Below are 24,969 nucleotides of genomic sequence, written 5' to 3' on the forward strand. Positions count from 1 at the left end.
CGGACAATATCGCCGTCAATAATCGCTTGCTATTCCTGCAATATCACTGACATTACACCGCCTCGGCTTCACAATTCATTGCCAACGCCATACTTAAGGTTTTAGCCAAAATGGTTTTATTTTCACTATCCTCCATCAGGCTAAAGTGGTCGCCCGGTACAGATGTTAGCTGGAGCGAAGAATCAGGCACGACCTGTTTCCAGCCTAACGACGGTTCCATACTCAAGGAGGGTAATGTAGCTTCCGTAACGAAAGGGATCTGCGGATAAGATTCTATCGCATAGAACTGATGGAGTGTTATCGCCAAGGCTTGTGGTTCATATTCTTTAACCATTTGCACATAATTTCCCATCTGTTCCCAACGTTTTGCGATCAAGTCAGGACGCAGGTTGGCCGGGTACAGTTCCAGTTCTTGCGCCGCGGCAATAAATTGCACCAAATTCAGTTTATCGATTCTCTGATGCAATACCGCAATCTCCTCTTCATGTTCCCCGCCCGACTGTTTTGCCAGTTCAGCAAGAAACTGGAGTTTTGGTTGAATGACCTGCTGCTTGAAGCAGTGAGGGGCAGGCGTATCAATCAAACCCAGGAAATCAACGGTCTCACCGGCGTTCAAAAGTTGCTGGGCAATGGCATAAGCCAGTACACCACCAGAAGAGTAACCGTAGATCCGGTATCGGCCTTCCGGTTGAACCGCCTTCATAAAGGTGATCATTTTGGTGGCCAACGCTTCAATAGTCGATACCTGCTCTTCATTGATGGACGGCCAGGGCAAGGCATAAATCGGATAGTCTGACTGAATATGTTGAGCCAATCCAAATACATAGGAGTAATCATCCATGCCACTGGGCACAAAGAATAGCGGTGGTTCCATCCCGGATGGCCGCACAGGTATCGCACTGTTTTGCGGCTGAGGCAGTGGATCTAATGTGATTTTTGCTACCAGTTCAGCCAGCACCGGGAATTGAAATAGGTTATTCAATGTACACATCAAACCACGACCTGCGGCAAGGTTTATCATCCGCATAGCAAGCAGCGAGTGTCCACCCAACGCAAAGAAATTGTCATACCGGCCTATTTGCTCAACCTCCAGCAATTCACGCCAGATAGCAGCCAATGCGATCTCAACCTCCCCCTGTGGCGCTTCATAGGCTTGATGAGCAAAGGCATTCTGATCAGGCTCCGGCAGTGCCCGACGATCTAGCTTACCGTTAGGGGTCAGCGGGAATGCGTCCAGACGTACAAAAGCCGCTGGTATCATGTAGTCGGGCAACCGTGCTCTCAGATGGCTGTACAAACAGGTAACCAATCCATCATCCGCTGGCGCTACCACATAAGCCACCAGACGTTTATCCTGCCCTTCACCCAGAGCCAGTACGATCGCTTCCCGCACCGCCGGGTACTCTGTCAGCCGGGCTTCGATCTCACCCGGTTCAATGCGGAATCCCCGGATTTTAACTTGCTGGTCGTTACGACCAACAAATATCAGGTTACCATCCGACAAGTAGCGGGCCAAATCCCCGGTTCGGTACATCCGTGCATCCGGTGTCTGACTAAACGGATCAGCCAGGAAACGTTCAGCGGTCAGCTCAGGACGGTTGAGATAGCCGCGCGCTACACCGTCACCACCAATATACAATTCTCCTACTGCTCCCAATGGAACCGGCTGACCGCAGGCATCCAGCAGATAAATACAAGTGTTGGCCGTCGGACGTCCGATAGGAATTAATGTATCAATATAATCTACCGGACAACGCCAGGTGGTGGCACATACCGTGATTTCTGTCGGGCCATAAGCATTGAACAGCGTAGCCCGTCCACGCAGAGCCTGGAGTAACGCCGCACTGGGAGCCTCTCCGCCCAGTATCAATGTTGGTCTTATGTTTATCTCCGGTAAATCCGCACCATCCCGCAGCAGAGCGGGTGTCAGGCAGGCATGAGTCACCGCCTGTTCTTTCAGATAATGCCAAAGGCGGAGCGGATCCTGACGAACTGTGTCGGCAGGAATATCCAGAGTGGCACCACCACACAATGCCATCATGATTTCCCAGACGCTGGCATCGAAACCAAATGAGGCGAATTGCAACATCCGGCTATGGGAATGAATATCAAACTGGCTGATTTTATCCCGGATAAGGTTGACCAATCCACGATGTTCAACCATCACCCCTTTCGGCATTCCGGTCGAGCCGGAAGTATAAATCACATAGGCTAGATGCCGTGAAGTTAACGCAGGAATCTGCGGGTTGTTGTCCGACTGGTCAGGCAGGGTATTCGGGTCAAGTACAGTTAATTTCGCCAGCGCTTCTTCACCCAGTGCCGCACGCCCGGTATTATCCGCCAGTACCACCAACGGGGCGGCATCATTCAGCATATAAGCTAAACGATCCCCCGGATAGGCGGGGTCCAGTGGTACGTAGGCGCCACCCGCTTTCAGTACTGCCAACAGCCCCACTATCCTTGATGGTGAACGCTTCACACAAATTGCCACCCGTTGATCAGGCTGCACACCCAGTTCAATTAATTGATGAGCCAGCCGGTTAGCACAGCCGTTCAGCTCCGCATAACTGAAGGTTTGCTCTTCATATATCAACGCTGTGGCATCAGGGTTTTTCCCCACTTGTTGTTCAAACAGTTGATGAATGCACAGTTGGTCAGGATACGCTGTTTCAGTTGCGTTCCAGATTTTCAGCAGCAAATTCTTTTCTGTCTCAGGCAGGATTTCCAGCATCCGCACCGGCGTTTCCGGGGTCTGTTCCAGTGCCTCCACCAAACTTTCCAGTGCCTGTTGCATATAACCAGATACCCGCTCCGGATCAAATGGCTGGACAATTTGCGCGGTTAAACCCAGTGCTTCACCAAAATCTTCCACTGATAGCGTAAACGGATAGTTGGTCCGCTCCTGTGCACCAAGGAATTCAACACCGTCCATGATTTCATTTGAAGCCGTCGGCAATGCGTTGTGTCGGTAGTTCAGCAAGGTACTGAACAGTGGGGTTCCACCATGCACCCCACTGCAACGTTGAGCCAGCGCCAGTGACGCATGTTCATGTGTCAACAATCCCGCCAGCCAGCGATGTGCCACCTGTACACTGTCCTGTACCGGGGTATTATCCATATCCAGTCGTAGCGGCAACGTATTGATAAACAGTCCCATACCATTGTCTGCACCTTCACCGGCTGCCATGCGTCCGAACAATACCGTGCCGAATACCACTTGTTCCTGTCCGCTGGTACGCGACAACACCTGCGCCCAGGCCAGATGACACAAGGCGGCCAGGCTAACGCCCAGACGCCGGGCCTGGCCGCGTAAGCGGTCATTCAGCTCTGCGGTCAACATCCGGTGCGATTCTGTAATTTGCGAGCCATCATGATGAACCTCTGTCAATCCGAACGGCAACGTAGGCTCATCCACCTCAGCCAACATGTCGGTAAAGAAGCGAACATGCTGCTCCTGACTTACCCCCAGCCGGGCCTGCGCCACCAGATTGCGGAAAGGTGTCGGTGCAGGCAGGTTGTTTTCAGGTAGAACGTTTTCCTGTCCGTCAAGATAGGCCTGAACTTCGTTGCTCATCACATCCAACGCGGTATGGTCACCAATCAGATGATGCATCAGTTGCAGTACAATCCAGCGACCATCGGTCTCCGGTGCCACGACAAAGCGCAGCAACGGCGCCTGTCCTAAATCAATACGATGTCGGCGCGGATCAAAATATTGAGCTAACTGGTCACTGACTGGCCCGTCAGCGGGATCCAGTGTCAATTCAGTCACCGACAATCGCACTTGACGGCAAACCACCTGAGCAGGAACAGATAATCCTTCCCAGATAAAAGCGGTACGCAGGATGTCATGGCGGTCAATGACCTGTTGAACCGCAGCCAGATAACGGTCCAACAAAAGCCGATCCGCAAAAGCCATCTGACCAGCCAGCAAATATGGGTCGCCTTCATTTGCCAATAGATGGTGGAACAGAATACCGTCCTGTAACGGCGACAACGCATAGATATCCTGAATATTGGTAATCCCGCCCGGTATTTGTTCGATGATGTGATCAATCTCAGGCTGAGTGAGGTCAATCAACGGTAACATTTCCGGTGTCAACGCCGTCGTTGCTGGTGTAATAACGTTGGCAGGCACACCTTCGCCCTGATTCAGTTTCAAGGTTTGAGCCAGTTCAGACAGTACAGGAGACTGGAACAGGTCACGTACTGCCAGCGTTAAACCCAAGTTACGCAAACGTTCGACCATGCGTACCGCGAGCAATGAATGACCGCCTAATGCAAAAAAGCTGTCATACCGGCTTATCTGCTCGACGCCCAGTAAGTCATGCCAAATAGCGGCGAGTGCGGTTTCCATTTCCCCTTGTGGCGCCGCGTAAGTCTGGCGCACAAAGGCTTCCTTCCCCGGCACCGGTAACGCCCGGCGATCCAGTTTACCGTTAGGGGTCAGCGGGAAGACATCCAGACGGACAAAGGCCGCCGGTATCATGTAGTCAGGCAATGACGCGCTCAGATGTTCACGCAGACGGTTAACCAGTCTGTCATCCGCTTCTGCCGCTACCGTTTCTACCACCACCGTTTCTACCACTACATAGGCAACCAGACGTTTGTCTTGCCCATCACCCAGTGCCAATACCTGTGCTTCACGTACCGCGGCATGTTCTGTCAGCCGAGCTTCAATTTCCCCCGGTTCAATCCGAAAACCACGGATTTTAATCTGCTGGTCATTACGACCAACAAATACCAGATTGCCGTCCGGCAGGTAGCGAACCAAATCCCCGGTGCGATACATCCGGGCATCAGTGTCATCACTAAACGGATCAGCCAAAAATCGTTCTCTGGTCAGTTCAGGACGATTGAGATAGCCACGTGCAACACCGGTCCCCCCAATATACAGTTCACCCACTGCTCCCAAAGGCACCGGCTGACTGAGGGCATCCAGCAGATAAATACGGGTGTTAGCCGTCGGACGTCCAATAGGAATGAATCCACCCTGATAGTCTGATGGACAACGCCAGACGGTGGCACAAACGGTGATTTCTGTCGGGCCATAAGCATTGAATACCCTTGCCCGGCCACGCAGTGCCTGAAGCAAGGCCACACTGGGAGCCTCACCACCCAGTATTAATGTTGGTTTGATGGTCATCGTCGGTAAATCTGCACCATCGCGCAGCAGGGCCGGAGTCAAACAAGCGTGCGTCACCGCCTGCTCTTCCAGATAATGCCAGAGGCGGCGCGGATCCTGACGAACCGCATCGTCAGGAATAACCAGGCTGGCGCCACTGCCTAATGTCATCATAATTTCCCAGACACTGGCATCGAAACCAAATGAAGCAAATTGCAACATCCGGCTATGGGAATGAATGGCGAACTGGGAGATTTTATCCCGGATAAGATTGACCAGCCCGCAATGTTCAACCATCACCCCTTTCGGCATACCCGTCGAGCCGGAGGTGTAAATCACATAAGCCAGATGACAGAAGGTCAATGCCGCGATTTGTGGGTTATTATCTGGTTGATCGGTATCCGGCTGATCAGGCAGGGTATTCGGGTCAAGTACGGTTAATTTCGCCAGTGCTTCTTCACCCAGTGCGGCACGCCCGGTATTATCTGCCAACAAAATAGCCGGTGCAGCATCGGTCAAAATATGAATCAGACGCTCACCCGGATAAGCGGGATCCAGCGGCACGTAGGCACCACCCGCTTTCAATATTGCCAACAGCCCCACGATCCGCGCCGGTGAACTTGCCACGCAAATCGCCACCCGTTGATCCGGCACGACATCCAGCGCAATAAGCTGATGCGCCAGCCAGTTAGCACGGATATTCAATTCCGCATAGCTAATGGATTGGTTTTCATATACCAACGCTATGGCGTCTGGGGCATTCTCTACCTGTTGTTCAAACAGCTGATGAATGCACAGTTGGTCAGGATAAGATGTTTCGGGCGCATTCCAGGTTTTCAGCAACAATGCACGCTCCGTTTCCGGCAGAATTTCCAACATCTGTATCGGCGTTTCCGGCGCCTGCTCAAGCACCTCTGCCAGGCTCTCCAGAGCCTGCTGCATATAACCGCATATCCTTTCCGGATCAAAGGGTTGTACTACCTGAGCAGTCAGCCCCAAATTGGAACCACCATCTTCTACCGACAACACAAACGGGTAGTTGGTCCGCTCCTGTGCCCCAAGAAATTCAATTCCACTGATGATTTCATCCGGCGTGACCGGCTGGGTATTATGTCGGTAATTCAACAGCGCATTGAATAGCGGTGTCCCACTGGCTACCCCGCTGCAACGTTGAGCCAGCGCCAGTGATGTATGTTCATGCGCTAATAACCCCGCCAATCGGCTATGGGCGATCTGTACACTCTCCCGTACCGGGGTTTCATCCATATCCAATCGTAACGGCAGGGTATTAATAAACAGTCCCATGCCATTATTGGCGCCTTCGCCAGCCTGCATACGTCCAAACAGTACCGTGCCAAACACCACGTGCTTCTGACCACTGGTACGCGATAACACTTGCGCCCACGCCAAATGACACAGCGCCGCCACACTGACGCCCAAACGCCGGGCCTGATTACGCAGACGGTTATTCAGTGCAGGTGTCAGCATTCTGTGCGATTCCGTTACCTGCGAGCCGTCATGGTGTACTTCCGTCAATCCGAACGGCAATGTCGGCTCATCCACCGCCGCCAGCATATCGGTAAAGAAACGGGTATGTTCTTCCTGACTGATTCCCAGTTGAGCCTGGGCCACCAAAGTACGAAAAGGTATCGGAGCAGGCAAGCTGTCTCCCCGTCCGGTAAGATAGGCCTGCACTTCTCTGTTCATCACTTCCAGCGTGGTATGGTCGCCAATCAGGTGATGCAACAGTTGCAGCAGGATCCAGCGGCCATCGGTATCCTGAGCAATGACAAAGCGCAACAACGGGGCTTTACTCAGGTCAATACGATGCTGGCGTGGATCAAAGCGTTGGGTCAGTTGGTCACTGATCGATCCGTCAGCTGGATTGAGTGCCAATTCTGTGATGAATAAGGGAACTTGACGACAAACCACCTGAGCCGGAGCTGATAATCCCTCCCAGATAAAAGCGGTACGCAGAATATCATGGCGGTCAACCACCTGTTGTACCGCGGCCAGATAACGATCCAGCAAAGACCGATCCACAAAAGCCTGTTGGGTTATCAGCAGATAAGGATCGCCTTCGTTTGCCAACAAATGGTGGAATAGAATGCCATCCTGTAGCGGTGACAGGGCATAGATATCCTGAATGTTGGCAATCCCGCCCGAAATTTGTTCAACGATGTGGTCAATTTCAGGCTGAGTCAGATTAATCAACGGCAACATTTCTGGCGTCAGCGTAATAATATCCGGTGTAATGCAGTTGTCAGGTACTCTGACTTCACAATGTTGAGCCAGAGACTGGGCCAAAACACTAAGTGTCGGATGCTCGAATAGCGTTTGGACCGATACGCCCAGCCCCATACACCGCAAACGTTCAATCATCCGCACAGCAAGCAGCGAATGACCACCCAGTGCAAAGAAACTGTCGTGCCGGCTAATTTGCTCAACCTCCAGCAATTCACTCCAGATAGTGGCGAGTGCGCTCTCAATTTCCCCTTGCGGCGCTTCGTAAACCTGACGGGCAAAAGCATGTTGATCAGGCGCTGGCAACGCCCGATGATCCAATTTACCGTTCGGTGTCAATGGGAATTCATTCAGACGCACAAAAGCTGCCGGAACCATATAATCCGGTAAAATAGCACTCAGATATTCACGCAGACTGGCGGCCAGCCCGTTATCCGCTTCTGCCACTACATCATTTGCCACTAGATTATTTGCTACTACATAGGCAACTAAACGCTTATCCTGACCGTCACCCAACGCCAGTACCAACGCTTCACTCACCGCCGGATATTCGGTCAGGTGCGCCTCGATTTCCCCCGGCTCGATACGGAAACCACGGATTTTAACTTGCTGGTCATTACGACCGACAAACACCAGATTGCCATCCGGCAGGTAACGGGCTAAATCCCCGGTGCGATACATCCGGGCATCGGCGTCATCACTAAACGGATCCGTCAGGAAACGTTCGGCAGTGAGCTCAGGACGATTGAGATAGCCACGGGCCACACCCACACCACCAATATATAACTCACCTACTGCGCCCAGCGGCACTGGTTGACCATGTTTGTCCAACAGATAGACACGTTTGTTAACGGTCGGTCTACCGATGGGAATTAATCCCCCTGTATAGTCTGACGGGCAGTTCCAAGCGGTGGCGCAAACGGTGATTTCCGTCGGGCCATAAGCGTTGAACAAATCCACCCGGCTGCACAATGTCTGAAACAAGGCGGTAGCCGGCGCTTCTCCTGCGAACATTAATGTAGGTCTTATGGCTACCTCCGGCAAACCGTCGCCATTGTGGAACATGGCGGGTGTCAAACAAGCGTGCGTCACCGATTGCTCTTCCAGAAAATGCCAGAGACGGTAAGGGTCTTGCCGAATGGTTTCCGTCGGAATAACCAGCATAGCCCCACTGCTCAACGCCATCATGATTTCCCAGACGCTGGCATCGAAGCCAAATGAGGCAAACTGCAATATCCGGCTGGTTACACCAACATCAAACTGGGCAATTTGTTCCAGCGTCAGGTTAACCACACTCTGATGTTCAATCATCACCCCCTTCGGTCTGCCGGTAGATCCGGAAGTGTAGATCACATATGCCAGATGCCGTGAGGTGAGATCAGGGACCTGCGGATTATGGTCTGGTTGATCGGTGTCCGGCTGATCTGGCAGGGCATGTGGATCGAGTACAGTTAGCGTCTTCAGTACTTCTTCACCCAGTGCCGCCCGCCCAATATTATCCGCCAGCAAAATAGTTGGCGCAGCATCAGTGAGCAGATAAGCCAGACGTTCACCCGGATAAGCAGGGTCTAATGGCACATAAGCCCCGCCCGCTTTCAACACCGCCAGCAATCCCACTATTCTCTCCAGTGATCGCGTCACACAAATAGCTACCGGTTGGTCTGGTATTACACCTAATGCAATCAGTTGATGTGCTAATCGGTTGGCGCGAGCATTCAATTCAGCATAGTTGAGCGTCTGGTTTTCATACTTTACCGCTATGGCGTCCGGGGTTCTCTCTACCTGTTGTTCAACCAACTGATGAACACACAACTGTTCAGGATATGGCGCTACGATAGCATTCCAGGTTTCCAGCAATAATGTTCGCTCAGTGGATGACAAAATATCCACAATCGTGACTGATTGTTGAGGATGGTTCACCATCGCCCGCAATAGGATTTGCAAATAGCCGACCTGTCTTTCAATCGTTTCAGGGTCGAACAGGGCAGAAGAATAATTCAGTTCCCCAACAACCTCACCCGCCTTCTCCGTCAATTCCAGTTGCAGATCGAATTTAGCGATATCGTATCCCTGTACGACTGGCGTCACCGCTAATCCCGGTAGTTGCCACTCTTCTGTGTCACTCTCCTGCCAGGCAAACATCACCTGGAATAACGGGGTATATTCCGGTCTGCGGGGCGGTTGTACGATCTCAACCACCTGCTCGAAAGGCAGATCCTGATGCTCTTGTGCGCCCAGTATCGTCTGCCGCACACGCTGGAGCAGTGTGACCATATCTGGTGTACCGGACAAATCAATGCGCAATGCCAGGGTATTGACAAAGAATCCGATCAACGGCTCTAGCTCCCGTCGGTTGCGGTTAGCGCTCGGTATGCCGATCAACAGATCATCCTGCCCGGACAGACGCGACAATAATGCCGCCCAGGCGGTCAGCAATGTCATAAATAATGTGGTGCCGTGTTGTTGTCCGAGCTGTTTCAGGGCCTGTACTAACGTGGCATCAATCTGCACAGGTATCCGGCCGCCGATAAATGATTGCCGAGATGGACGGGGCCGATCTGTTGGCAATTCCAGCAGTACCGGGGCATCGGCCAGCGTGCGGCGCCAGTAATCACTCTGCGCCTGTAACCCTTCACCAGAGAATACTTTACGCTGCCAAGCGGCATAATCAGGATATTGAATAACCAGCGCGGGCAAGGGATCAGGCTGTTCATTCAAGCAAGCCGAATAAAGGGCGCTCAGTTCTGATTTCAATATCCCTAAAGACCAACCATCAGACACAATGTGATGCTGAGTCAGCAAGAAGACGTAATCCTCATCGGCCCGTTGTATCAGCGCGCAACGGATTAAGGGACCACGGGCAAGATCAAACGGTGTTTCTGTTTCCTGTACGCACAAAAGCTTAAGTTGCTCATCCATTTCAGGCGTGTTACGCAGCTCGTATTGCTTCACCGGCAGAACAAACTCCGCCGGTAACAGTTCAACCTGAGGCTGACCGTCAGCCATAATAAAGACTGAACGTAGCGCTTCGTGGCGGGCAAACAGACGATTCAGCGCCTGCTGCCAGGCGGTAATATTAAGCTTACCACGCAAGTGCAGTGCCAGCGGAATATGATAGGTATCACTGACACCATCAAACTGCGCCAGGAACCACAAACGCTGTTGAGCGAATGACAACGGTAAAGCATTATCACGGGATACGGGAATAATCTCAGACAATCTATCCCTTCCCTCATTGCGCTGGGCGCTGATCTTCTCCGCAAAGGCCGCGAGTGACGGTGACGTAAATAAGGCACCTAGCGGCAGTTCAACACCGAAAGCGGCGATACGATTCATGACCCGTACCGCCAACAGTGAATGACCACCCAACGCAAAGAAGTTGTCATACCGGCTGATCTGCTCAATGCCTAATAATTCACTCCAGATAGCCGCCAATGTAGTTTCTGTCTCCCCTTGTGGTGCTGCGTAAACCTGACAGGCAAAGGCATTCTGCTCCGGCATCGGCAACGCCCGCCGATCCAGTTTGCCGTTTGGCGTCAGCGGGAAGGCGTCCAGACGCACAAAAGCCGCTGGCACCATATAATCAGGCAAAATAGCACTCAGATGTTCACGCAAACAGGCAGCTAATCCGCTATCTTCTTCCGCCACGACATAGGCAACCAGACGTTTGTCCTGCCCATCACCCAGCGCCAGCACCCACGCTTCGCACACCGCAGGATATTCTGTCAGCCGGGCTTCGATTTCCCCCGGCTCAATCCGGAATCCACGGATTTTAATCTGCTGGTCATTACGGCCAACAAACACCAGATTGCCATCCGGCAAATAACGGGCCAAATCCCCGGTGCGATACATTCTCGCATCAATTGCATCACTAAACGGGTCAGCCAGGAAACGTTCGTCAGTCAGGTCAGGGAGATTAAGATAGCCACGTGCCACACCGACACCACCGATATATAGCTCCCCTACTGCCCCCAATGGCACTGGCTGACCGTAGTCATCCAGCAGATAAACTCGGGTATTCGCCGTCGGACGCCCAATAGGTGCCAACACATCGGTATAGTCCGTATCGGTATAGCACGGACAACGCCAGTGAGTGGCACACACGGTAATTTCTGTCGGGCCATAGGCATTGAACAGTGTGGCCTGACGGCTCAATGTCTGGAGTAGCACCGGGCTGGGCGCTTCACCGCCCAGTATCACGGTCGGCTTTATCGTCAGCACCGGTAAATCAGCCCCATCCCGTAGCAGAGCCGGAGTCAAACAAGCATGCGTCACCGCCTGCTCTTCCAGATAATGCCAGAGGCGGTGCGTATCCTGACGAACCGTGTCGGCCGGAATGACCAAACTGGCTCCACCGGTCAGCGCCATCATGGTTTCCCAGACACTGGCATCGAAACCAAATGAAGCGAACTGCAATACCCGGTTACCGGAATGAATACCAAACTGGACAATTTTATCCCGAATAAGATTGACCAACCCCCGATGTTCAACCATCACCCCTTTGGGCACGCCGGTAGAACCGGAGGTGTAAATCACATAGGCCAGATGACGGGAAATCAGCGCCGCTATCTGCGGGTTGCTGTCCGGCTGATTAGGCAAGGTGTTCGGATCAAGCCGGGTGTTCGGATCAAGCAAAGTCAGCTCGGCAAGCGCCTCCTCGCCCAACGCTACCCGTCCGGTCTCATCAACCAATATTATTGAGGGGGCCGCATCATTCAGGATATGCGCCAGACGTTCCCCCGGATAAGCCGGGTCCAGCGGCACATAGGCGCCACCGGCTTTCAGCACCGCCAACACCCCCACCACCCGTGCCGGTGAGTTTGCCATGCAGATCGCTACCCGCTGATCCGGCGCGATTCCCAGTGCAATCAATTGATGGGCCAGCCGATTGGCATCGGCATTCAATTCGGCATAGCTCAGGGTTTGTCCTTCATACACCAACGCGGTGGCGTCAGGCGTTTTTTCTACCTGTTGTTCAATCAACTGATGAATGCATAACTGTTCAGGATACGGTGTTTCAGTCGCGTTCCAGCTTTCCAGCAATAATGCACGCTCTGTTTCAGACAAAATGTTCAGTGCCCGTATCGGCATTTCCGGTGCCTGCTCCAGCGCTTCTGCCAGACTTGTCAGCGCCTGTTGCATATAACCGCATACCCGATCCGGCTCAAACGGCTGTACTACCTGCGCAGTCAGTCCCAGAGTAGACCCCCCGTCCTCTACCGACAGCACAAACGGATAGTTGGTTCGCTCCTGCTCACCCAGAAATTCGATACCCGGTACAACTTCATGTGGGATCAGCGGCTGCTCATTATGCCGGTAGTTCAACAGGGCACTAAACAGTGACGTGCCGCCCGCTACCCCACTACAACGTTGAGCCAGCGCCAGTGAAGCATGCTCATAATCCAGCAATCCGGCCAGCCGGGACTGTGCCAGCCGCACACTGTCGTGTACCGGGGTATCATCCAAATCCAGCCGCAGCGGTAAGGTATTGATAAACAGCCCCATGCCGCTGTCAGCCCCTTCCCCCGCCGCCATGCGCCCGAACAGTACCGTGCCAAACACCACTTTATTCTGCCCGCTGGTTCGTGACAGCACCTGTGCCCAGGCCAGATGACACAAGGTTGCCACACTGACGCCCAGACGTTTTGCCTGCTGACGAAGGCGGTCGTTTAACTCCGGCGATAACATCCGGTGCGATTGTGTGACCTGCGAACCATCACGATGCACCTCAGTTAGGCCAAACGGTAGCGTCGGCTCATCCACGTCGGCCAGCATGTTAGTAAAGAAACGGGTATGTTCTGCCTGATCGACATTCAACCGGGCCTGCGCCACCAGATTGCGGAAAGGCGTCGGTACTGGCAAGTTGTCATCCTGTCCGGCAAGACAGACCTGCACTTCACGGTGCATCACTTCCATTGTCGTATGGTCGCCAATCAGGTGATGCTGCAATTGCAGCACATGCCAGCGGCCATCAGTTTCCTGCGCCACTGCTTCTTGTGCTACTACAAAACGTAACAACGGAGCCTGACTCAGATCAAAACGATACTGACGTGGGTCAAAACGGTGAGCCAATTGCTCACCCACTGGCCCGTCAGCCGGGTTCAGGGTCAGTTCAGTGACCGATAAAGGCGCTTGACGCCAGACCACCTGTGCCGGTACAGATAAACCCTGCCAGATAAATGCGGTCCGCAGGATATCATGGCGATCAACCACCTGTTGCACTGCCGCCAGATAGCGATCCAGCAGCGCCCGGTCAGCAAAAACCATCGGATAGGCCAGCAGATAGGGGTCAGCTTCCTTCGCCAGCAGATGATGGAATAAGATACCGTCCTGTAACGGCGACAGAGCATAGATATCCTGAATATTGGTAATTCCGCCCGGCACCTGTTCAACAATGTGGTCAATCTCCGACTGGGTCAGATCAATCAGCGGCAACATTGCCGGCGTCAGCGCGGTGATCGCTGGCGTAATAACATTCGGCGGTATCGCTACAACCTGATGTTGCTCCAATGTCTGGGCCAGTTCTGACAGCACCGGGCACTGGAACAGGTTACGGGCGGCCAGTGTCAATCCCAGATTGCGCAGGCGTTCAATCATCCGTACGCCAAGCAAAGAATGACCGCCCAACGCAAAGAAACTGTCATGTCGGCTAATACGCTCAATACCCAGTAATTCGCGCCAAAGGGTCGCCAGAATAATCTCCATCTCTCCTAGCGGAGCTTCATAAACCTGACGGGCGAAGGCATCCTCGCCCGGAGTCGGCAACGCCCGGCGATCCAATTTACCATTCGACGTCAATGGAAATTCATCCAGACGCACAAAGGCCACCGGCACCATATAATCCGGCAACCGCGCACTCAGGTGTTCACGCAGGCGGGCGGCCAATCCCTCATTCTCTTGGGTCAACACATAGGCAACCAGTTGTTTGTCCTGCCCCTCCCCTAACGCCAGCACCACAGCTCCACATATCGCCGGATATTCCACCAGTCGGGCTTCAATTTCCCTCGGTTCAATCCGGAAACCGCGGATTTTCACCTGCTGATCATTACGGCCCAGGAATTCCAGATTGCCGTCCGGCAGATAGCGGGCCAAATCTCCGGTTTGGTACATACGCGCATTCGGTTTATTGCTAAATGGATCTGTGAGAAAGCGTTCAGCGGTCAATTCAGGGCGATTGAGATAACCGCAGGCCACGCCGTCACCCCCGATATAAATCTCACCGGTCATCCCCAATGGCACCGGCTGACCGTCAGTATCCAGCAAATAAATTCGGGTGTTGGCAATGGGTCGACCAATAGGAATAGAAGTCGTACCCGATGTTAACGCGTCAATATGGTAGGTCGTGGTAAACGTGGTTCCCTCACTCGGGCCGTAGGCATTCAATAACTGTTGTGGCGGGCTCTTACGCAGCACTTGAGCAATGACATGCGGATCGAGGACATCTCCTCCGACCAGCAATATTTTAAGTTGAGACAGCACTGGGGACAGCTCCACCGCCAGCCGATTAAACAGCCCGACACTCATCCACAGAACCGTAATGCGATGCGCCTGTAACGCCCGGACAAAATCCCGCGGCGTCAGTAACGTGGTATGATCAATAACCACCAGCGCAGCACCATTAAGCAACGGCGCCCAAACTTCAAAGGTGCTGGCATCGAAAGCCGGATTAGCGGCGAAAGCAATCCGGTCATTGGGTTCGATGTCAGCATAGCCATTATTGATAACCAACCGGACAACAGCCCGGTGAGGCACAATGACCCCTTTTGGTATACCAGTCGAACCAGAGGTGTACATGATATACGCTGGCTCGGCGCTGGCACCCAATAAATCAAGATTGCGATGCTCTTCTTCCCGGATCGGTTCTGTCTCACGGGTAAAACGGAGCCGCGGGACAACCAATTCAGCCGGGATCTCCATCTGCATATCAGTCAGCAGTAATTTGGCAGCACAATCATTTATCAGCCAGTTTTTCCGTTCATCCGGTACGTTGGGATCGACAGGAACATAAACCGCACCAGCCTTAAGGATAGCCAACTGAGCCACCACCAGTTCAATAGAGCGTTCTAACAGGATCGCTACATGGTCACCCAGACAAATCCCCTGTTCAATCAGTTGACAAGCCAGCCAGTTGGCCCGGGCGTTCAGTTCCGCATAGCTCAGGGTCTGATCCCCGGCGATTAACGCTGCGGCAGCCGGGGTTTTCTCTACTTGTTGTTCAAACAACTGATGAATACATACATGGTTAGGATATGGGATTTCCGTGGCGTTCCAGGTTTCCAACAACCCCACTCTAAGGGTATTTTCCTTGCTGGTAATACTGTCTTTCATTTACTTACTACCTCAACGAATCTATTGGATATTTGAAAATTGTTATTCCCAGAAACCATCACAAATGTTTTTCTTTTATTTTTAGGAGAAATAACAACGGGCACGCCGAGCATCGAAAGATACTCAGGCAATACTTTTTCTCAGGTGCTGGATGTCATAGTCCGGTTAATAACTGCACAACAAAAAATTATGTGGCAATAATTTTCCAGACAATGGAATAAATGGTTAATTTGGTGAACAGGAAGAAGGTATTCCATTTTTTCTTTTTTTTCCTTTTTTAGATAAGCGTCTTTGATCTACCGCAATTTTTATTAATCGACGCTGAATTCCACAACTAAATAAAAATGGATCTATTGAATATATCTACTGGCATGAGAGCTAAATCCTTGCTGTATTTTGTCCATTTAGTATTAATATTTGATTGAAATTATTTCATATAAAATTATCTATAAATATCAACCAAATATAACAATCAGGGAACAAGGAAAACCAAATGAAAATATTATTATAATGTTATAATAAATCCACATATATTTACCCATATAAAACATAAAATAACTTCACTATATATTATTTTATAATAATCAGATTACACAACTAATGTAAATTTAAGCACTAACTACATTTAATACCGGAATAAAACAATTTCAAATAAATACTAAAATTCCCGGACAGGAGCTCAGTGGAAGAACCGACAAATTTGAGGTTGTTTCCGTTCTGATACGAAATGCAATAACTTAACCATGAAGATAAATAAGTCATTATGCCATTCGGAAAAGCAAACTTGACAAGTTTGGGGGTTATTCCAATAAACCCCTGCCAGCTTCGCTGGGAAGGAAAACATAAAGACAGTTGCCAATTGGCAACTGTCTGAACTAAATAATACGATTATTTTGAGGTCACGAGTTCAACATATCATATAACATAACCGCTTTTTTCAATGCATCAATATCTGAAGCGCATAAAAAGCGCTTCATAGCTTCAAATTTGGCTGGTGACCAATCATAAATTTTCATAGCAAGAAGCTCATTAATAACATCTTCAGCAAAACGATATCTAATATGTTTAGCAGGGTTCCCTCCCACAATGCTATAGGGTGGAATATCACGAGTGACGACGCTGTTTGCTGCAATGATAGCTCCTTCACCAATTGTGACTCCTGACATGATCATTGCCCGCATTCCTATCCACACACCATCATGAATATAGGTATTACCTTTGCCAATATATGCTTCATCAATAAATTCCAAAAAAGGGTAAAGGCAAAACCAATCAGAACGATGTGTATGGTTTCCTCCCATTAAAATAACCACTTCAGCACCAATACACACATAGTCACCAATGTATAGCTTGTCTATATCCCATTTGGGGACCCAATGTCGGCTACCTTCATCTCCTTGTAAATAACGGACAACAGATTCTTCAAAACCATTGTCCCAGCAATCGCTGTAATAGCTATGAGTGCCTTTAATATGTATATTTGGATTTTTTATAACATCATGAAGAAGTTGATATGTTGACCAATGTTTTTTCTGCATGGTAAATCTCATCTTAAAAATTGATTATTACCATAGAACGCTGCCTATGGTGATGTATCCGCGTTCAAAATACATCACTCTGTGTGATTCGAGGTTGTTTCAGTAATGGGGTATTCATTGTCAAATATCTTTTAGTGCTAATTTAACTGCCTGCTCAGTATGAATTGCTGTCGCAGCATATAACGGAACTCTGTATTTGTAGCCATATCTTCCTACACCTGAGCTGCCTTGACAAAACTGGAAGTTAAAAGTTAACTGGGATTATACCAAATAAATAGTATATCAATGAGAATTTCTATGTATGTATGACGATGTTTAGTTATTGCCGAATATATTAATACCAAGCTTACGGTGCTAGAAAATTGTTACTACTGAAGTAAAAATAATTATTAAGGAGCTATTAATAGCTAATTTAGGTTATGAATAAACACCAAAATTTAAATCAATATTTACTCAGAAAAATAACATATTATTTCATTTAATTTCGCAGATGACAAAAAATAAATAATTAATGAAACAGGCATCTTAAATAATGATATAACATTATCCTTCAACACACGAAAAACATTAGAAAAATCGATTGATTATTATATTTCAGTTTGGAATAATGCACGCCAACTTAGGACTGACAGCAAACTATAAAACTGGTAAAAGTACGTTTTTCTAGTCAAATATCCATTTAATATAGTTTTTAAAATAATTTTAACAACCGTCAGCACCTTCCAACATAACATCATTCTGCAACCAAGGCTCAGGGATTAATTATTAAATCGAATGGTTTATTGATATTAGATAACGAAATAAGCCTATTAAAAATTATTACATCCAAAATATGAACAAACAAAATTATTAATTTTTTATTGGGAAATGAATCCCAAGATTGTTCTGTTCAAAAAGAATGAGTCTTAAATATGCAAAATTTAACCCATGTTAAAGCACTATGTGCCTTAGCACACCCTTATCATACTTGTGCCGAGTATGACGCATTATTTAATGATGCCATGCGTGAATTGACGTTATACCACTGTGAATATACTTCGGGTTATGAGCAGTGGCTGACAAATAATGGTCTGGATAAACAAGCTGTAATGGAGCTGGAAGACTGGTCAAGCCTGCCACCGCTATTTGCCAATTATTTTAAACGTAACTTAATAGTCAGCAATAGTGCAAAGGATGCGCTGGAATTGACATCCTCAGGTACAACCGGGCAAAAAAGCCGCATGCACTACGATAACAGAAGTATCACAGCGGCTCAGGATATGGTGGATCACATTTTCAATTATTATGATTGGAATACCCCCGAGCAACCGTGTAACTACCTGCTGCTCAGCTATGAACCTGCTGGCTCCATTACGCTGGGAACAGCTTATACCGACCAGTTTCTGTGTAAGTATGCACCTGTAAACCGGGCTTATTATGCTTTGCGTCATAACGGTAAGAGTAATGAATTCGATCCCTTCGGGACAATCAGAGTTCTTCAGGAATTCGCCGAAGAAGGGCTACCCGTGCGTATTTTTGGCTTTCCTGCTTTCCTGTGGTTTACCCTGCAAAGAATGGAAGAGATGGGATTACCCGCTCTGAAATTACATCCAGATTCGCTGGTCTCCCTCGGCGGAGGCTGGAAAACTCATGCTGACAAAGCGATTCCTAAACTGGAGTTGTATCAACGTCTGGTAGAACAACTGGGTATTCCTGATATACGTTGTCGCGACGGTTACGGTTCAGTTGAACATCCTGTGCCTTACATGGAATGTTCTCACCATCGTTTTCACGTTCCAGTCTACTCGCGGGTTTATATACGCCATACAGCCAACATATCACGGCAGCCTTATGGTGAACCCGGTTTTCTACATTTCGTCTCACCTTATATCACTTCCAGCCCGGCTCACAGCATTGTCATGAGTGATCTGGCGGTACTGCATTCCGGTGATAGTTGTGGTTGTGAATTGAATACGGATTGGTTTGAACTGCTTGGCCGTGCAGGTACTGGCAAAAGTCGTAGTTGTGCTATTGCCGCTTCTGAATTGATTAAGGGATCCTGAGATGTCTTCCATTGAAACAATTAATGGTCAGCTTGCGGTTGAACATAATCCGTTGGCAAAACAGAAAATCGCAAAATTACGTACACGTTTACCAGAGTTGCTCTCACAACCTCATAGTGCCGAACAGGTACTTGAGTGCGCCCAACGCTTCGCCAATCATCTCGCTAAGATGGATGATCATCCCCTTTTTGATGCTAAAACGCGTGAGGCACTTATCACCTTCTGTCAACGTGAAGCCTTACAAACTAAATTGGAGCGAGAACTGGGGCAGGATGCTTTTTCCCTGCGCAGATTCGATTATAACCAGAATCGCTACGAAGCCTGGAAACCTCTGGGGTTAGTCGTCCATATCACACCTTCCAATGCGCAACTTCTTCCTTTTATGGCAGTGCTGGAAAGTTTGTTAGTCGGCAATATCAACTGGCTACGTCCCAGCAGCAGCGATAACGGATTTAGTACACAGCTTCTGGATGCATTTCTGGCTCACGATATTTCCGGCAATCTGGCAGACCGGATCGCGGTTTTGTCATTACCTGTCACACAATTGGGAGAACTACTGAGTCAGGCCGATGCTGTTTCCGCTTGGGGTGGAGATTCTGCACTATCAGCCATTCGTACCCAACTGCCGGCAGGTTGCCGCTGGATTGATTGGGGACATCGCATCAGTTTTGCTTGGCTGAGTCCTGATGCCGTGGATGATGCACAATTAGATGCACTGGCAGATGATATTTGCTGTTATGACCAACAAGCCTGTTCCAGCCCGCAATGTTTACTGGTCGATAGTGATGAGCCGGAAGTTTTGCAGGATATTGGACAACGTATGGCAGCGGCTCTTGAACGTCGTTCTGGATTACATCCGGTATTACAGACTGACGTTCAGGAATCGGCTGAAATTACAACTCAGGTAGCTTTTCAGCGCCTCGATTTCGCATTCACCCAAGTACGTGGCAAACTCTGGCAAGCGGATGAATGGCGGGTAATCTGGCGGCACGAACAAGAACTGGCCGCTTCTCCTCTGTTCCGCACATTGCAGTTACGTCCGGCACCTCGTCAGCAGCTATGTTCCATTCTGCGCCCTTGGCGTAACCATCTTCAGAGCTGTGCTCTGGTTGCCGGGCAGGAACATATTGCAGAAATGAGCCATACCCTGTTTGCTGCCGGAGTTAGCCGTATTGCCCCTGCTGGTCAGATGCACGGCGGTTATAGCGGTGAGCCGCACGATGGCGTTTATGCACTGGCACGCCTTGCCAAGCGGGTTTCTGTCAGCCTGCCTGCGGATATACTGGCAGGTTCTGCTCACCTTGATATTCCGCCACCCCGCCCGCACGGGCTGGATAACCTGCCAGTCATGAATAAGGCAGATTTTCAGGCACTGATTCCAAATGAAAAAGGCCGCCTGTTCTTCCGCAGCGGAGGCAGCAGCGGAGCACCTAAACTGGCCGCTTACAGTTACTCTGATTATCACAAACAAATGCAATCAGCAGCCGACGGACTGTTCGCCTGTGGCCTTGAACCTGCTACAGACCGGGTCATGAACCTGTTGTATGGAGGAAAACTGTACGGTGGAATGATGAGCTTCTTCACTGTTCTGGATAAGCTGGGTGTAGCTCAATATCCGATGGGTGGCCCGACCAATGATGATTTCAGTGAAATAGCCGATTTAATTGTGCAGCAACGCATTAATACTCTGGTAGGAATGCCAAGTACGATACACCGATTGTTCTTGAGTGAAACCGACAAGCTGCGTGAATACGGTGGTGTACGCAAGCTGTTTTTAGGCGGTGAACACCTGAATGTCAACCAGCGGGCTTTCCTGAATGAGTTCGGAATTACTCTGATACGTTCCGCAGTCTACGGCTCAGTAGATGCAGGCCCATTAGGTCATGGATGCACAGCCAGCGAAGACGGTGTTTTCCATTTAATGGCTGATAATCAGTGGTTAGAAATACTTAATATTCATAATGATAATCCAGTAACTGAGGGGGAAACAGGTCGTCTGATATTCACTTCCCGACACCGTGAGGCACAATCTGTTCAGCGCTACGATTTGGGCGATCTCGGATACTGGATCGCTGAACCTTGTGCTTGTGGTCAGTTGACACCGCGTTTCCGGCTTGTTGGACGTAATGGTTCCCTGTTACGTGTCGGCAGTATTTTTATCAATCTGACTAAATTATCTGAACAACTGGAGGCCCCGGTGCAATGGCTTATCGATCATAACGATGAAGGGATCAGCGGCATTCAGCTCTTGATTGAGAACCCCGATGTTGACGCAGTTCGCGAGCACTTATTAGGTCTGGAAGAGAATATAAAAATAAAGGAAGTGGTTGAAGGAGGGATGCTGAATCTGGAAGTTATATTTTCCCCGGCAACAGAGTTTCGTCGGAATATCAATAGCGGAAAAGCACCATTGTTCATTGACTTGCGTAAATTCTGATTAGGTGAAGCGAATATAATGAAAAGCATAACGTTAATTGATCTATTTAATCATGTACGTGAGCATTCTGTTTATTACCGGAATCTTTACGAGTCCGTCCCGGATAATTGGACGCTACAAGATTTGCCACTGGTTGAGCCCGGTAGTTACTGGGCCCATTCAGATAATTTACAAACCTGGCCAGTACTTACTGCTCCATTAGAAGGCGGACATGTGTTTAAAACTGGTGGTTCAACCAGTGATGGTCGGCTATCCGTTTTCGGTCAACAAGAATGGAAAGCATTTATTCATTCCTTTGGGAAAGCAATTGCCCGCCAATTGACTCCGGGTGATCGGGTAGCCAACCTATTTTTTGCCGGCGACCTTTACACCAGTTTGCTATTTATTCATGGTGCTCTGTCTAACTCATCATTCCCCGTCGTGGAATTTCCTTTCACTTGCAAGGTTGACGATGGGCTGCTGGTACATAACATTCGGTACCACAATATCAACGTGCTGGCGGGAGTGCCCGTCCAGCTCATTCGCTTTGCTCAGTATCTGAAAGACAACGGCCAAACATTACCGATGGTAGAAACCATTCTGTATGGCGGAGAAAGCTTGTTTGAAGGACAGATAGCGGCAATGCGTCAGGTTTTCCCTCAGGCACGTTTTGGCTCAGTTGGTTGTGCCAGTGTTGACGGAGGTTTAATCGGCTTTGCCGACCCAGAGTGTGAGCCGGGAGAACACAGGGTTTTCGACGAAGATACCATTATAGAAATTATTGATGAGATTACCCATGAACCCATCACGGAGCCGGGACGCCGTGGTATGTTAGTTGTCACTAGCTTACAAAGACAACTGATGCCAGTGATCCGCTATCCTACTGGTGATTTGGCTTGCTGGTGTGAATCAGAACAGGCATATCGTAAATTTGCGCTACAAGGACGCGCGAACCAAGGTTATCGGATCAGGTTTGGTGATCTTTCGCTATTTCCTGACGACTTAGCTACCCAGTTATCATCACAAACAGAGTTACTTGCCTGGCAATTGGTACTGTCTCAGGAGGCGTCAAAAGACAAAATCAAATTGTTGGTAGCCAGCCCGCAATCAATCGATATTGAAAAAATACGCCATAACATACTCTCAGCATTTCCCGGACTGAGCATTGCTTATTTCCACCAAAATATGCTGGAGATCGTTCAAACGAATATCGATGCAATGTATACCCACCCGCGTTCGGGTAAATTGCAGCGAGTTGTGGATCTGCGTAGTTATAACTGAAGGTCGAAATCTATGACTATTTTTCCTTCTGCTATTCAAATCCGCAACTATCAAGCAGGTGACGGAAAACATATCAGCAAATTATTCCGTGAAGTTTATGGTGATTCATACGTTTATCCTGATATCTATCTGCCCAGATTGATAGATGATTATCAAACAACAGGAAAATGGCATTCAGCCTTGGCTTTTTATCAGGGACAACTGATTGGTCATGCGTCGCTTGTTAAAAATGTTGTGCAGCAAGATCAGGCTGAATTAGCGTTGGTTGCTGTGTATCCGGGATTTCAAGGCAGAGGTATTGCGAAGTCTTTGGGTCACTATTTGTGCCACTATGCGAAAGAACAGCAATATAGTTTGTTGACGATAAAACAAGTCTGTTCGCATCTGAAAAGCCAATATTTAGCACAAAACCTAGGCTTTTGTTCGACCGCACTGATGCTGGACTATGTTGATTCGCCATTCGGGTTACCAGAGCCTGAAAGTATTGTACAAGGTATTTTGCCTCTTAAAGCATTTCCATTACCTAAACTGAACTGGCCGCATCCCTTGCGAGACTGGGCCGACCAGATTGGTCAATACGTTGGTGGATCATCCGATGAACAACAAGGAGATCGTTCTCCTTTTAATTCTAATGTAGTCACCTCCAAACTTATTAGCTCTAAAATCAGTGGACGGCGTTTGGAAATCACATTGTATGAGGTTGACTCTGACTTCTTATCGGAAATCATAGATTACCCTGCCAACCAGTTAATCTATTTGAGACTTCCTGCGTGTGAAGAGGCATTGAAGTTATATCCACAGCTAAAAAAAGGTGGATTTCGCTTCGCCGGGCTATGTCCTGATGTACATACAGGATGGTTTCTGCTCTGGTTACGGGGTTATCAATCAACACCGTATCAATTTTCTGACATCAGTACGCAAAACCTCTACCAAATGGAATTGGAGAAAACTACGGAGCACTCACTCCTACATCAGCTAAGTGAGTGCATACCAGGTTAGAATAGTTCATCTAATTGCTCGAAGAACACTCGCTTGGCTGGGTCATCAAGACCGCCAAGCGTATCTAGAAATTCGGTAGCTGCACTTATCGAAACTTCCTCACGTAAGTTGCGATGAACAAATGCAATATCCAGCCAGCGATCTGCAATTCCGCCTCGGCCAAGATCAAGGAAATACAATTCGTCATGTGCATTGACGAAGATATTGCAGTCACAAAGATCTCCATGGGAAAATACCCGTTCCTCACTCGGTAACGTAGCACGAAGACGTGCCAGTAAATCTTGTGGAGTCGCTATTCCCGGCCATTGCTCAAGATCATATTCTTCAGCACACAAATCGTTATTCAGCAAATATTCCAGTTCCTGAAGACGAAAATTAACCCCGGAGTCAAGCGGGCAATCGATTATGGTTACAGCCTGTATCTGACGAACAGCTTCACAAAACAGTTCCAGTACAGGTTGCTGAGCATTTATCCGTGTGTACAACGGCTCACCGGGTACACAACGTGTGATCATAAACTCCCCTTCTGAATTCTCCGCAACACACACAACTTCCGGCACATTCAGGCGACCATTAAGCCAATTCAGCACTGAAACCTCCCGCATGACACTATAAGTCGTATTTGCATAAACGACGGGAGAATACTTGAGAAAAAAGTGGTCGTTACCCCGAATAAAACTATAGACACTGCCAGGGGATTCACCAATTTCATCAGGGATTAAAGCAGCATTACCGATAAAGCAATCAATATGTTGTGGTAACTTGGGTAACATGTATCTTCCTTTTGAGATAGAAAAACGAAATTTGATCAAAAAAACGCTTTACAAATGATATTGAGAACGATTATCATTACTATTACTTTCAGTGCACCACCTTCAGGGTCATGTGAAAGTACGACATTGCTCACATTGCTTCCAGTGTTTACTTTTATAGCCAGCAACTTCATGCTGGCTTTTTTTTATTCTCAATATCCTGTTTTTAATTATTCAAAAAATT

Annotated in this window: 6 protein-coding genes and 1 pseudogene; 4 read left to right on the forward strand and 3 right to left on the reverse strand. The window is 49.0% G+C overall.

Translation table 11 applies throughout. From position 1 onward, the window contains the following. Nucleotides 1-52: 52 nt before the first annotated feature. Together Xbud_RS07370 and Xbud_RS07375 are read right to left on the reverse strand one after the other, a co-directional pair. A pseudogene (locus tag Xbud_RS07370) lies at nucleotides 53-15,673 on the reverse strand (amino acid adenylation domain-containing protein); the annotation flags it as partial. Between the two features lie 923 nt (nucleotides 15,674-16,596). Continuing rightward, nucleotides 16,597-17,235, reverse strand: coding sequence for a CatB-related O-acetyltransferase (locus tag Xbud_RS07375; protein ID WP_099135456.1), 639 nt, complete (start codon nucleotides 17,233-17,235; stop codon nucleotides 16,597-16,599). A 911-nt stretch (nucleotides 17,236-18,146) separates the two neighbouring features. Between Xbud_RS07375 and Xbud_RS07380 the strand changes: the two genes are divergently transcribed. The 4 genes from Xbud_RS07380 to Xbud_RS07395 are packed head-to-tail and all read left to right on the forward strand — an operon-like array spanning nucleotide 18,147 to nucleotide 23,973. Then, on the forward strand, nucleotides 18,147-19,277 hold the full coding sequence (locus Xbud_RS07380; RefSeq protein WP_099135457.1) for a LuxE/PaaK family acyltransferase: 1,131 nt from the start codon (nucleotides 18,147-18,149) through the stop codon (nucleotides 19,275-19,277). Between the two features lies 1 nt (nucleotide 19,278). After that, entirely contained in the window at nucleotides 19,279-21,714 is a 2,436-nt protein-coding gene (locus Xbud_RS07385; RefSeq protein WP_099135458.1) for an acyl-CoA reductase, read from the forward strand. 18 nt (nucleotides 21,715-21,732) lie between these two features. After that, complete coding sequence (locus Xbud_RS07390) at nucleotides 21,733-22,974, forward strand: phenylacetate--CoA ligase family protein (protein ID WP_244589875.1); 1,242 nt, start codon at nucleotides 21,733-21,735, stop codon at nucleotides 22,972-22,974. A 12-nt stretch (nucleotides 22,975-22,986) separates the two neighbouring features. Then, nucleotides 22,987-23,973: a GNAT family N-acetyltransferase gene (locus Xbud_RS07395; protein WP_099135460.1), complete on the forward strand. Its 987-nt coding sequence runs from the start codon at nucleotides 22,987-22,989 to the stop codon at nucleotides 23,971-23,973. On the opposite strand, the gene Xbud_RS07400 is transcribed toward Xbud_RS07395, so the two are convergent. Further along, a complete protein-coding gene (locus Xbud_RS07400; protein WP_099135461.1) occupies nucleotides 23,970-24,746 on the reverse strand; it encodes an APH(3') family aminoglycoside O-phosphotransferase in 777 nt (258 codons plus the stop codon). The two genes, Xbud_RS07395 and Xbud_RS07400, sit on opposite strands and share 4 nt — an antisense overlap. Nucleotides 24,747-24,969 lie beyond the last annotated feature (223 nt).

The sequence above is a fragment of the Xenorhabdus budapestensis genome (genome assembly GCF_002632465.1).
Classification (GTDB): domain Bacteria; phylum Pseudomonadota; class Gammaproteobacteria; order Enterobacterales; family Enterobacteriaceae; genus Xenorhabdus; species Xenorhabdus budapestensis.

Coding starts and splice junctions, on each gene's coding strand:
- Xbud_RS07375 (WP_099135456.1), bottom strand. CDS start 17,235: ATGCAGAAAAAACATTGGTCAACATATCAACTTCTTCATGATGTTATA.
- Xbud_RS07380 (WP_099135457.1), top strand. CDS start 18,147: ATGCAAAATTTAACCCATGTTAAAGCACTATGTGCCTTAGCACACCCT.
- Xbud_RS07385 (WP_099135458.1), top strand. CDS start 19,279: ATGTCTTCCATTGAAACAATTAATGGTCAGCTTGCGGTTGAACATAAT.
- Xbud_RS07390 (WP_244589875.1), top strand. CDS start 21,733: ATGAAAAGCATAACGTTAATTGATCTATTTAATCATGTACGTGAGCAT.
- Xbud_RS07395 (WP_099135460.1), top strand. CDS start 22,987: ATGACTATTTTTCCTTCTGCTATTCAAATCCGCAACTATCAAGCAGGT.
- Xbud_RS07400 (WP_099135461.1), bottom strand. CDS start 24,746: ATGTTACCCAAGTTACCACAACATATTGATTGCTTTATCGGTAATGCT.